The 11,836-nt window shown below is 61.9% G+C and carries 13 protein-coding genes; 9 read left to right on the top strand and 4 right to left on the bottom strand.

The window, feature by feature from the left end; genetic code table 11:
- Window positions 1–27: 27 nt before the first annotated feature.
- Window positions 28–393, bottom strand: a complete 366-nt coding sequence (locus CLV74_RS05080) for a GFA family protein (protein WP_106263151.1) — start codon at window positions 391–393, stop codon at window positions 28–30.
- A gap of 165 nt (window positions 394–558) precedes the next feature.
- Between CLV74_RS05080 and modA the strand changes: the two genes are divergently transcribed.
- From modA to modC, 3 genes are read left to right on the top strand one after another with little or no spacing between them, the layout of a single operon-like run.
- Complete coding sequence (gene modA, locus CLV74_RS05085; RefSeq protein ID WP_106263152.1) at window positions 559–1,278, top strand: molybdate ABC transporter substrate-binding protein; 720 nt, start codon at window positions 559–561, stop codon at window positions 1,276–1,278.
- Window positions 1,275–1,955 carry a molybdate ABC transporter permease subunit gene (gene modB, locus CLV74_RS05090; protein WP_106263153.1) on the top strand — a complete coding sequence of 227 codons (681 nt, stop codon included), beginning with the start codon at window positions 1,275–1,277 and terminating at the stop codon, window positions 1,953–1,955. Before modA ends, modB begins: the two co-directional genes overlap by 4 nt.
- Window positions 1,952–3,034, top strand: coding sequence for a molybdenum ABC transporter ATP-binding protein (gene modC / locus CLV74_RS05095; protein ID WP_106263154.1), 1,083 nt, complete (start codon window positions 1,952–1,954; stop codon window positions 3,032–3,034). The genes modB and modC overlap by 4 nt, the downstream gene beginning before the upstream one ends.
- 116 nt (window positions 3,035–3,150) lie before the next feature.
- Here modC and CLV74_RS05100 read toward each other — a convergent pair whose 3' ends face one another.
- Together CLV74_RS05100 and CLV74_RS05105 are read right to left on the bottom strand one after the other, a co-directional pair.
- Window positions 3,151–3,654: a hypothetical protein gene (locus CLV74_RS05100; RefSeq protein ID WP_106263155.1), complete on the bottom strand. Its 504-nt coding sequence runs from the start codon at window positions 3,652–3,654 to the stop codon at window positions 3,151–3,153.
- A gap of 26 nt (window positions 3,655–3,680) precedes the next feature.
- Window positions 3,681–4,466 carry a 23S rRNA (adenine(2030)-N(6))-methyltransferase RlmJ gene (locus tag CLV74_RS05105; RefSeq protein ID WP_106263156.1) on the bottom strand — a complete coding sequence of 262 codons (786 nt, stop codon included), beginning with the start codon at window positions 4,464–4,466 and terminating at the stop codon, window positions 3,681–3,683.
- A gap of 159 nt (window positions 4,467–4,625) precedes the next feature.
- On the opposite strand from CLV74_RS05105, the gene CLV74_RS05110 reads away from it, so the two are divergent.
- Genes CLV74_RS05110 through CLV74_RS05135 form a run of 6 tightly spaced genes read left to right on the top strand, consistent with a single transcriptional unit; the run spans window position 4,626 to window position 11,191 of the window.
- Window positions 4,626–5,672 carry a rod shape-determining protein gene (locus CLV74_RS05110; RefSeq protein WP_106263157.1) on the top strand — a complete coding sequence of 349 codons (1,047 nt, stop codon included), beginning with the start codon at window positions 4,626–4,628 and terminating at the stop codon, window positions 5,670–5,672.
- A 37-nt stretch (window positions 5,673–5,709) separates the two neighbouring features.
- Window positions 5,710–6,660, top strand: a complete 951-nt coding sequence (gene mreC / locus CLV74_RS05115) for a rod shape-determining protein MreC (RefSeq protein ID WP_106263158.1) — start codon at window positions 5,710–5,712, stop codon at window positions 6,658–6,660.
- Window positions 6,657–7,196: a rod shape-determining protein MreD gene (locus CLV74_RS05120; protein WP_106263159.1), complete on the top strand. Its 540-nt coding sequence runs from the start codon at window positions 6,657–6,659 to the stop codon at window positions 7,194–7,196. The genes mreC and CLV74_RS05120 overlap by 4 nt, the downstream gene beginning before the upstream one ends.
- Window positions 7,193–9,118 carry a penicillin-binding protein 2 gene (gene mrdA, locus CLV74_RS05125; RefSeq protein WP_106263160.1) on the top strand — a complete coding sequence of 642 codons (1,926 nt, stop codon included), beginning with the start codon at window positions 7,193–7,195 and terminating at the stop codon, window positions 9,116–9,118. The genes CLV74_RS05120 and mrdA overlap by 4 nt, the downstream gene beginning before the upstream one ends.
- Window positions 9,115–10,254: a rod shape-determining protein RodA gene (gene rodA, locus CLV74_RS05130; RefSeq protein WP_106263161.1), complete on the top strand. Its 1,140-nt coding sequence runs from the start codon at window positions 9,115–9,117 to the stop codon at window positions 10,252–10,254. Before mrdA ends, rodA begins: the two co-directional genes overlap by 4 nt.
- Before the next feature lie 7 nt (window positions 10,255–10,261).
- Window positions 10,262–11,191 carry a 2-hydroxyacid dehydrogenase gene (locus CLV74_RS05135; protein ID WP_106263162.1) on the top strand — a complete coding sequence of 310 codons (930 nt, stop codon included), beginning with the start codon at window positions 10,262–10,264 and terminating at the stop codon, window positions 11,189–11,191.
- Window positions 11,192–11,263: 72 nt separating this feature from the next.
- Here the strand turns inward: CLV74_RS05135 and CLV74_RS05140 are convergent, their stop codons facing one another.
- Window positions 11,264–11,824: a sulfotransferase family 2 domain-containing protein gene (locus tag CLV74_RS05140; protein WP_106263163.1), complete on the bottom strand. Its 561-nt coding sequence runs from the start codon at window positions 11,822–11,824 to the stop codon at window positions 11,264–11,266.
- Window positions 11,825–11,836 lie beyond the last annotated feature (12 nt).

Raw genomic sequence — 11,836 nt, forward strand, 5'->3', positions numbered from 1 at the left:
AGGAAGCGGATTTCGGGGCGTTGGGTGTCAGGGGTGTGCCCAGCCGAGTTGTTCGTCCTTGTGGTAGACCTCGGTCGGGTTGATCTCATCGGGATGGTTGAGAAGGGCGGCGTAGAAGTGGCGTTCCTCCGGTGCCTCATGGGTTTCATAGAACATGGGCGTGCCGCAGGTGGTGCAAAAGCCTCGGGTGCGGCCCGGGCTGCTGGCGTAGGTGGAAATCGGGCCGGTCAGTTTCCACGTGCCGTTCGGCTGGCCGATCCATGTGGTATAGGGGGACGCCGTGGCGCGGCGGCAGCTTTCGCAGCAGCAATGGCCGATCCAGTTTGGCGGGCCAGTCAGGGTAAAGCGGCACGCGCCGCAAAGGCAGCGGCCCGATATGGGGGACTGGGTCATGAGCGCCTTTCTTTTGCGGTGGTGATAGGCTTTGGCTGGCCAGCAGCCTATCACGGATTGGGGTGCGATACTGCTGACCGCTTGGGTGGGTGGCGCGAATTGGTTGAGACGGCTTTTTCTTTTTCAGCGTCCGTGGTTAGATCAACGCGGGAGAGGGAGGGCCAAATGCTGGCACGCTTCATTTGGGCAGTTGTTTTCGGGGTGATGACGGCTTCGGCTGGGATGGCGGAGGTCACTGTCTTTGCTGCATCCAGCATGAAGACGGTGCTGGACCGGATCATCGCAGGGCAGGATGTGCGGGTGTCCTATGCGGGCAGCGCGGCATTGGCGCGGCAGATTATTCAGGGTGCGCCTGCGGATCTGTTTATCTCGGCCAGTCCGGAGTGGATGGATGCGGTCGAGGCGGAAGGGCTTGTTACGGAGCGGCAGGATTTGCTGTCGAACCGTCTGGTGCTGGTATCCTATGATCCCGCGCCCCCCGTGGATTTGCGGAAGTTCGATATTCTGGCGGCTCTGAAGGGGGGCAAGCTGGCGATGGGGCTGGTGGATGCGGTGCCTGCGGGGATTTACGGCAAGGCGGCTTTGGAATCACTGGGGCAATGGGAGGCGCTGGCGCCCCATGTGGCGCAGGTGGACAATGTGCGCAATGCGCTGGCGCTGGTGTCCTCAGGCGCTGCACCGATGGGGATTGTCTATGCCACCGATGCGATGGCCGCGCCCGATATTCATGTGGTGGGCCTGTTCCCCAAGGACAGCCACCCGAAGATCATCTATCCGGTGGCAACCCTGAACGACCGCCCGACGACTCTGGCGGTTCTGGAACTGCTGAACAGCTATAAGGCCCGCAAGATTTTCCGCGCCGGTGGCTTTGAGGTGTTGGAGTGAGCTGGCTGTCCCCAGACGGATGGCAGGCCGTTGCTTTGTCCTTGCGGGTGTCTTTGGTGGCGACGGTGGTCGCGCTGCCCTTTGCGGTGGCGGTGGCCTATGCGCTGGCGCGGGGGCAGTTTCGCGGCCGGGGCGTTTTGAATGCAGTGGTGCATCTGCCGCTGATCCTGCCGCCGGTGGTCACAGGCTATCTGCTGTTGGTGGTTTTTGCCCCGCGAGCGCCTGTTGGCGCGGCACTGGATGCTTTGGGGATACGATTTGCCTTTCATTGGACTGGCGCGGCATTGGCGGCGGGGATCATGGGCTTTCCTTTGATGGTCCGTGCGATCCGGCTGGCGATCGAGGCGGTTGATCCGGGCCTAGAGGCTGCGGCAGGCACCTTGGGCGCCAACCGCTGGCGCGTGTTTTGGACCGTGACGCTGCCGTTGACCCTGCCAGGGATCATTGCGGGGGCGGTATTGGGCTTTGCCAAGGCCTTGGGCGAGTTTGGCGCGACGATCACCTTTGTCAGCAACATTCCAGGCCAGACGCAGACCTTGCCATCCGCGATCTACGCCTTTTTGCAGGTGCCCGGCGGTGAAGGGGATGCGGCGCGGCTGGTTATTGTCTCGGTCCTGCTGGCGTTCGGCGCTTTGGGCCTGTCTGAGTGGTTAGCACGGCGGGAGCGGCAGCGATGATCGAGATATGCATCCGTCATGAAGTGCCCGGCTTTGCCCTGACCTGTGATTTTACGGCTCCGGCGGGGGTGACGTGCCTGTTTGGCCATTCGGGATCGGGCAAGACCACTGTGGTCAACGCGGTGGCGGGGCTGCTGCGGCCCGATGCGGCGCGAATCTCGGTGAACGGGCGGATGCTGGAGGACAGCGGTGCGGGCCTGTGGTTGCCGCCCCATCAACGGCGGATCGGCTATGTGTTTCAGGATGCGCGGTTGTTTCCCCATATGACCGTGGCGGGCAATCTGGCCTACGGGATACCGAAAGAGCCCAAAGGCGCCGCTTGGGATCGGGTTATCGGGATACTGGGGATCGAGGCGCTGCTAGAGCGCAAGCCGCGGTCCCTGTCAGGGGGCGAGCAGCAACGGGTCGCCATCGGGCGGGCGCTGCTGTCTGGTCCGGATTTGCTGTTGATGGACGAGCCGTTGGCGGCCTTGGACGGACCGCGCAAGGACGAGATCTTGCCCTATCTGGAGCGGTTGCGGGACGAGGTGCAGATACCGATCCTCTATGTGAGCCATGCGGTCAGCGAGGTGGCACGGCTGGCGACCACCGTTGTTCTGCTGGAGCGGGGCCGCGTGGTGCGGTCGGGACCTGTGTCAGAAATCTTTGCCGATCCAACCCTAGTGCCGGTTTTGGGCGCGCGCGATGCGGGGGCCGTGCTGGAGGCGCGGATTGTCCGCCATCACGACGACGGGCTGACCGAGCTGTCCTGTGCCGGTGGCACCCTATGGCTGCCGCAGGTCAACGGCGCGGAGGGCAGTGGCCTGCGGGTGCGTATCTCGGCCAGTGAGGTGATGCTGGCGAAAGAGCGGCCCGAGGGAATCTCGGCGTTGAATGTGCTGGAAGGTATGGTGAGCGCGATCCGCATCGGGGACGGCCCCGGGGCGGTGGTTCAGTTGCAGGTGGGCGATGCGCAATTGCTGGCGCGGATCACGCGACGGTCTGTCGAAGCGATGGGACTGAATGAGGGCGCGCGGGTCTATGCGGTGGCGAAATCGGTGGCGGTAGCACGGGCCGATGTTGGGGCGGGCATACGCTAGATCTACTGTCTAACTTTTTGCCCGCATCAAGATATTGAGTATTTGGGCAATAAGGAAGCCAAAAGGCCCGCGCGAGATAGCGGGCCTTTTTGAGTATTTGGATCAAGAAGAAGGCCTTAGTTGGTGCAATAGGCCTGAAGTTGTTCTGCTGTGCGGATCGGCTCGGCGGGAACGGGGCGATCCATCGGAGCGTATTCGTTGGCCTCGGCGGGCAGCATGGTGACGCGGCCGCTGAGGAAGGGATCGGTGCTAGGGTTATCCGCAGTGGCGATTGCAAGTTGGATCGTCTCTTCGAGGATACAGCGGCGTTTGTCTTTCAGCAGCACGAAGCCGACCGACTGGGGGCCGCTGGCGCTTTCGATGTGGACAAAGCAGGCGGTCTGGTCGGCGGTGCAGAAGTCTGCGTGACGTTTGACGTAGTTCGCGACGATGTCCCGCGCCTGATAGCGGTAGATCGGGCCGGCGCTGGTGTTGATCACCGATTCAATCTCTCCGATCGTGGTGATGGCGTCGATCATGGCCACATAGGCGGTGCCGGAGGCGGGGTAATTCTGGGCTGCGCGATCTGTGGTTCCGCAGGCAGCAAGGGCGATGAGAGGCAGAGCTGAAATCAGGCGCATGGGAAAACTCTTTATCTGGCGGTAAGTTACGGGGCGGGAAAGAGCGGGTCGATCTGGCGCAGGGCCTGATCGGTGCCGTAGGGGGCGTTGATGACGAACATGCCCGAGCCGACCATCCGGTGGCCTTCGCGCACGGGGGGAAAGCGGACCTCATGGCAGAGGGCGTCAGGCAGGTTCTGGGCCTTGAGCGCCTTGATCATCGGGACATGCGCGTTTGATGTGAGGATCGGGTACCACAGGGCGATGATGCCCACGTTCCATTTGCGGTGGAGGTTCGCGATCTCTTTCGGGAGGCGGGCGTAGTCGTCCTTGATCTCATAGCTGGGGTCGATCAGCAGCAGGCCGCGGCGCGGGGTCGGCGGGCAGAGGCTTTGGACCAGTTCGAAACCGTCCTGATTGTGGGTGTTCGCGCCGGTACCGCGCATGTTCTGGCGCAGGGCGGCGAATTCCTTTGGGTGCAGTTCGGCCAGATGGATGCTGTCTGTCGGGCGCAGGAGCTGTGCCGCCAGCATAGGCGAGCCGGGGTAGGCCGCGTCGCCATGGGCTTTGCGCACGGCAGAGAGGGCCGCAAGATACGGATGATCGGCACGGATGCGGGCGGTTTTGAGGGCCTTTGTGATGCCCTCTGCGGCCTCGCCTGTTTTGACGGCCTCGGGGGCGGTCAGGTCATAAAGGCCACGGCCTGCGTGAGTCTCTATGTAAGTAAGGGGCTTATCCTTGGCCGTCATATACGAAAGCATAGCTGCCAGAAGCATGTGCTTTTGCAGATCGGCGGGATTTCCGGCATGATAGATGTGTTGATATGACAGCATACGGCCTTTTACCTATGCATTGCCCCTTATGGAAAGGCGGAATGGCGCTGATTTGATCGTCTTGGCCCCTTTTCGAGCGGGCAATGTCTTCTTATAAGGACGAGCGCCTGGACTAAATGGAGTCGCGGGCAAGAATTATTTACAGTGAGGCCCCCCACGATGGCGTTCTTTGGAAGTTTGCAGGGCGTATTTTCTTCTGACATGGCAATTGACCTGGGGACCGCCAACACCCTGGTCTACGTGAAAGGTCGGGGCATTATTCTGTCCGAGCCTTCCGTGGTGGCGTATCACGTCAAGGATGGCACCAAAAAGGTTCTGGCCGTCGGGGAAGATGCAAAACTGATGCTGGGTCGTACCCCCGGCAGCATTGAGGCGATCCGCCCGATGCGTGAAGGTGTGATTGCGGACTTCGACGTCGCCGAAGAGATGATCAAGCATTTCATCCGTAAGGTGCACAAACGCTCGACCTTCTCGAAGCCGAAGATCATCGTCTGTGTGCCCCATGGGGCGACCCCCGTTGAAAAGCGGGCGATCCGTCAATCTGTGCTGTCTGCGGGCGCACGCCGCGCCGGTCTGATCGCGGAACCGATTGCTGCGGCCATCGGTGCAGGCATGCCGATCACCGATCCCACCGGTAACATGGTTGTGGACATCGGCGGCGGTACCACCGAGGTGGCGGTTCTGTCGCTGGGTGACATCGTTTACGCGCGTTCGGTGCGTGTGGGCGGCGACCGGATGGACGAAGCCATTATAAACTACCTGCGCCGTCAGCATAACCTGCTGATCGGTGAGGCCACTGCCGAGCGCATCAAGACCAGCATCGGTACTGCCCGTATGCCCGACGATGGCCGTGGCGCTTGCATGCTGATCCGTGGCCGCGATCTGCTGAACGGTGTGCCGAAGGAAATCGAGATCAGCCAGGCGCAAGTCGCCGAAGCGCTGAGCGAGCCTGTGCAATCGATTTGCGAAGCTGTGATGACCGCGCTGGAGGCGACTCCGCCGGATCTGGCAGCGGATATCGTGGATCGTGGTGTGATGCTGACCGGTGGCGGTGCGCTGCTGGGTGAGCTGGATCTGGCCCTGCGCGAAGCAACCGGTCTGGCCATTAGCGTTGCTGACGATAGCTTGAACTGTGTGGCCCTTGGCACCGGTAAGGCGTTGGAATACGAAAAGCAGCTACGTCACGTTATCGATTACGACAGTTAAGCGCCCGCCGGGGCGCTTCGACCACCCGGGGTAGGCCTTGGCAAAGAACCGCGACACAAACGAACAGTATTTCGCACCGCTGCGCAGATTGGGCCTGGCGGTGCTACTGCTTTTGTTGGCCGGTATTTTCCTGATCTGGCGGATCGACAGCCCTCGTGTGGAACGGTTCCGTATGGCGGTGATTGACCGCGTGGTTCCCAGTATGGATTGGGCGATGACGCCGGTGACGGCCTCGATCGAGATGTTACACGATCTGCAAAGCTATGCGCGGCTGGTTGAACAGAACCAGCAGTTGCGGAACGAATTGCAGCAGATGAAGGCGTGGAAAGAGGCGGCCTTGCAGCTAGAGCAAGAGAACGCCCGTCTTCTAGACCTGAACAACATGCGGCTTGATCCGCAGCTGACCAAAATCTCGGGCGAGGTTATGGCGGACAGCGGATCACCGTTCCGCCAGTCGGTTCTGCTGAACGTGGGTGCGCGTGACGGGATCGTAGACGGTTGGGCGACCATGGACGGGATTGGCCTTGTGGGGCGGATCGCCGGTGTGGGTGCGCGGACCAGCCGTGTGATCCTGCTGACCGATACCAACAGCCGCGTGCCGGTGACCGTGCAGCCCTCGGGCCAGCGGGCGATGATCGTCGGCGACAACACCGCCGCGCCCCCCTTGGAGTTCGTGGAAAACCTTGATCTGGTGCGGCCCGGTGATCGGGTTGTGTCCTCGGGCGATGGCGGAGTGTTTCCTGCCGGTCTTCTGGTGGGTCAGGTGGCACAGGACCGCAACGGGCGGATGCGCGTGCGTCTGGCCGCCGACTATGAACGTCTGAAGTTCCTGAAAGTGCTGCGCAGCCAGCCAGCCGAGGCGATTGCCAGCACGGGCGACATCGTCTCGCCTTTGGCACCTGAGGGGCCGATGCCCCTGCCCGAAGGCGCCACCCCAGCAACCGCAGCCCCCGCCGAGGGAGAGCCCGCGCCGGAGGCACGCCAATGAGCGATGGCGCAGCACACCGCCGCTGGATGCTGCAGATCGCCTATCTGACGCTGGGGCTGTTGGTGATCTTTGTGCAGTTGTTGCCGCTGACCTCGATGCCCAGCCGGTGGGCGGGGCCGGATATGTTCACCGTTCTGACGATGGTCTGGATGCTGCGTCGTCCCGATGCGGTGCCGCTGGTGTTGGTAGCGATGCTGGGGCTGATAGCGGACCTTTTGTTCCAGCGTCCGCCCGGTCTTTGGGCGGCGATTTTGGTGGGGCTTAGTGATTTCCTGCGCCGCCGCGAAGAGGGGCTGCGCGACGCGCCGTTTCCGGTAGAATGGGGTGTAGTGGCGCTGGCCTATGTGGCAGGCAGCATCCTGTACCGCCTGATCCAGACGCTGTTTCTGCTGCCAAACGCACCTTTGGGGCTGACGGTCACGCAGATGATCATGACAATTGCCGCCTATCCGCCCTCGGTATTGGCGCTGAACTATCTGCTGGGGCTGCGCCGTGCGGCCCCCGGTGAGGTGGATGCATTGGGACACAAGCGATGAGACGCAGTGAACGGGACACGACCCTGAGCCACCGCCGCATCACGCGGCGCGGCCTGATTGTGGGCGGCTTGCAGGCAAGCTTTATTGCGCTGCTGGCGGCTCGGATGCGTCACATGCAGGTCAATCAGGCCGAAGAGTTCCGCCTACTGGCCGAAGAGAACCGTATCAAGATCCGTCTTTTGCCGCCCGCACGCGGGTTGATCGTGGATCGCAACGGCGCACCCATCGCTATCAATGAACCAAGCTACCGCATCACCATCGTGCCCGAAGATGCAGGCGATGTAGAAGAGGTGCTTGGCCGCCTGAGCCGTATCGTCTCGCTTGGGCCTGATGAGCTGACCCGCGCCCGCGCCGAATTGCAGCGGACCCGTGGGGCTCCGTTTCTGCCGGTGACCGTTGCGGACCGTGTCAGTTGGGAAGAAATCAGCAAAGTGGCGGTGAATGCCCCTGCCCTGCCCGGCATCACGCCCGAGGTCGGCCTGTCACGCAAATACCCGCTGGGTCCCGACTTTGCCCATGTGGTGGGCTATGTGGGGCCGGTGTCGGATTATGACCTATCCAAGATCGAAGAGCCGGATCAGTTGCTGCGCATTCCCCGTTTCCAGATCGGCAAAGTGGGCGTGGAATCCAAGATGGAGGACGCCCTGCGTGGCAGCGCTGGCACCAAGCAGGAAGAGGTCAACGCCGCTGGCCGCGTCATGCGCGAGCTTGAGCGCCGCGAGGGCATCCCCGGCGCCAATGTCCAGCTGACCATCGACCACAAGCTGCAAAGCTATATTCAGGCCCGTCTTGGCACCGAAAGCGCCAGCGCCGTTGTGATCGACTGCGAGAATGGCGACATTCTGGCCAGCGCCTCGGCCCCCAGCTTTGACCCGAACCTGTTCGTGCGTGGGATCTCGGTGGCCGATTATTCGGTCCTGCGGGATAATGACCACCGTCCGCTGGCGGCGAAATCGGTGCAGGATGCCTATCCGCCGGGTTCGACCTTTAAGATGGTGACGGGGCTTGCAGGGCTGGATGCTGGGGTAATCACCCCCAATGACACAGTTTACTGCCCCGGTCACTTTGAGGTCGGCGGCCGCCGGTTCCACTGCTGGAAGCGCGGCGGGCACGGGTCCATGGACCTGAACACCTCGCTTCGGGAAAGCTGTGACGTTTACTATTACGATCTGGCCCTGAAGGTCGGGATCGAGAAGATCGCCGAAACCGCCCGCAAGCTGGGTCTGGGAGAGCGCTTTGACGTTCCCATGTCCGCCGTCGCCAGCGGCCTGACCCCTGACAAGGAATGGAAAGTCCAGAACCGAGGCGAGGATTGGCTGATCGGTGACACGGTGAACGCCAGCATCGGTCAGGGCTTTTTGCTAAGCTCGCCCCTGCAGCTGGCGGTCATGAGTGCGCGGATCGCCACAGGTCGCAGTGTCAGCCCCCGCTTGGTGAAATCCATTGATGGCGTGGCCACCCCCGAACAAGGGGGCGAGGATCTGGGTCTGAACGAGGATTACCTGCGTCAGGTCCGGCGCGGCATGTTCAACGTGGTCAACAACCGCCGCGGCACCGCCTACAAATCGCGGATCGAGGACGAGGCCAACCGCATGGCGGGTAAGACCGGCACCGCGCAGGTCAGCAACCGCGTTGTGCGCAACGACGAAGTGCCATGGGCCGAACGGGACCACGCGTTGTTCGTTTGCTTTGCCCCCTATGAGCGGCCCCGCGTGGCAGTAGCGGTGGTGGTAGAACACGGCGGCGGCGGTAGCGCAGCGGCGGCCCCTATCGCACGCGATGTGACCCTAGAGGCCTTGTTCGGCGGCAAGCCACCGCTAACCGCCTATCCCAGCGCCGACCGTGAACGGATCGAGGAAGAGCGCCGTTTGATCGACGAACGCCGCCCCGACTACAACAGCGACGGAAGCAGCCGCGCATGAGTTATCTTGAATATACGGTGAAGTACGTCCCTTCAGGGGCGCGGAAGATCCTGTATCTGAACTGGCCGCTGGTCCTGCTGCTGACGGCAGCGGCGGGTATCGGGTTCTTGATGCTGTATTCGGTCGCTGGCGGCAGTTTGCGTCCTTATGCATGGGCACAGATGATCCGCTTTGCCATGGGCATGACAGCTATGTTCATCGTCGCCATGATCCCGATCTGGTTCTGGCGTAACATGGCAGCGGTGGCCTATGGGCTGTCGATCCTGCTGCTGATCTTTGTGGAGCTGTTCGGTGCCGTTGGCATGGGGGCGCAGCGCTGGATCGATCTGGGCTTCATCCGCTTGCAACCGTCCGAGTTGACCAAGATCACTGTCGTCATGCTGCTGGCCGCCTACTACGATATGTTGCCGGTCACCAAGGTCTCGCGCCCTTTGTGGGTGCTGGTGCCGCTGCTGCTGATCCTTGTGCCGGTGGCGCTGGTTCTGAAGCAGCCCGACCTTGGCACCGCATTGTTGCTGATGATCGGGGGCGGAGCGGTGATGTTCATGGCGGGCGTCCACTGGGCCTATTTCGGGGTGGTCATCGCCAGTGGCATCGGGATGATCGCCGCCGTTTTCCAGACGCGTGGCACCGAATGGCAGCTGCTGAAAGATTATCAGTACAAGCGGATCGACACTTTCCTTGATCCCTCCAGCGATCCTCTGGGGGCGGGGTATCACATCACCCAATCCAAGATCGCATTGGGCTCGGGCGGGTGGACAGGCAAGGGTTTCATGCAAGGCACCCAGACGCGCCTGAACTTTCTGCCTGAAAAACATACAGACTTCATTTTCACGACGCTGGCCGAGGAATTCGGATTTCTGGGCGGGATTTCCCTATTGACCATCTACGGGCTGATCATCGCCTTTTGCATTGCCACTGCCCTAAGCAACCGAGACCGCTTTTCCTCCCTTTTAACATTGGGGATCGCGATGACCTTCTTCCTGTTCTTTGCGGTGAACATGTCGATGGTGATGGGGCTGGCGCCCGTTGTGGGTGTGCCTTTGCCGCTGGTCAGCTACGGGGGCTCGGCAATGTTGGTGTTGCTGGTGGCCTTCGGTCTGGTCCAGAGTGCCCACGTACACAAAGCGAGATAGGTGATAGATGCTGAACATCCTTTTTGCAGCGCCCGAAGATTACTGGCCCGTCTATGAGGGGCTGCTGCGGGACGCGCTGGCCGCGAAGGGGATCAAAGCGAAGCTTGGCACCGATCTGCCACCCGAAGAGGTGGACTACATCGTCTATGCCCCCAATGACCGGCTGAAGGACTTCTCTCCTTTCGTGCGCTGTCGCGCTGTATTGGGTCTGTGGGCGGGGGTCGAGAAGATCGTAGGCAACAAGACCCTGACCATGCCGCTGGCGCGAATGGTGGACCCCGGTTTGACCGAAGGCATGCGCGAGTGGGTCACGGGGCATGTCATGCGCCTGCATCTGGAAATGGACCGGCATATCTTCGGTCAAGACGGCGTTTGGCGTCCCGAAGTGCCTCCCCTAGCGCGGCACCGCCCCGTGACGGTTCTGGGCATGGGTGCCTTGGGCGCGGCCTGCGGGCAGGCACTGGCGGCTTTGGGTTTTCCCGTGCGCGGCTGGTCGCGGAGCTTGCGGAAGGTGGAGGGGATCGAGACCTTTGCTGGCCCTGACGGATTGGCAGAAGCCCTGCGTGATGCAGCCGTGGTTGTGCTGCTGCTGCCCGATACGCCCGAGACCACAAATGTCCTGAATGCCGAGACTTTGGCGCTGCTGCGTAAGGGGGCCTTTGTTGTGAACCCCGGTCGCGGGCCGCTGATCGATGATGATGCCATGCTGGCCGCCTTGGACAGCGGACAGGTGGGCCATGCCACGCTGGACGTCTTCCGCACCGAGCCTTTGCCGGTTGGGCATCCCTATTGGGCCCATCCCAGTGTGACGGTGACGCCGCATATCGCCTCGACCACGCGGCCATCGTCTTCGGTGACGGTGATTGCCGAGAATGTGGCACGCACAGAAGCGGGCCTGCCGTTGCTGCATGAAGTAGACCGCGCACGGGGATATTGAGGGCAGGAGAGTTTGGGGGCTCTGCCCCCGGCCTGCGGCCTCCCCCGAGGTATTTTTTCCCAAGATGAAAGATCAGGGCAGCGGGTAGCCGAGGTCCGAGAAATCCTGTGCGTAGAAATCCGAGAGTCGGTCGATGAGATCGGGCGTGAGCAGATCGCGCCATGTGGCGTGATGGGTTTGGCGCTTTTGCGGGATCGACCGGTAGCTGAGGCCGGTTTTCGCGGCGAGGCGGGCGATTTCCCGGGGGAAATCTTCGAAGCGGTAAATGTCTTGGGCCTGGCTGAGACCGTTGAACGGATCGGTTTGCGGCAGGGTGTGGTGGCGGATGCGTTCTTCGCGGCAGGCACGGGAGGCGCCGCCGTCGATGGACGTGTCGCAGGTGATCGTGGCGAAGTCCTGAATCGAGCCTTCATAGCCGCGCAATTGGGTGAAATCCGCATAGGCCGAGATGAAGCGGTCTAGCGGGTGGCGGATGAAGGCAAAATGATAAAGGTCCTGCCAGCCGTCTTCGAAGGTTCCAAAGGCGGGCGGGTCATAGCGGTCCTGCCAGAGGCCCCTGCGAATACTGGAGCCTCCGGTTTTCGGAATATGGATGAAGACGCAATCGGGTGCGCGCAGGCGGAAGTTCGACATACCATGTCAAAC

It is taken from the genome of Donghicola tyrosinivorans, assembly GCF_003003355.1.
GTDB lineage: Bacteria > Pseudomonadota > Alphaproteobacteria > Rhodobacterales > Rhodobacteraceae > Donghicola > Donghicola tyrosinivorans.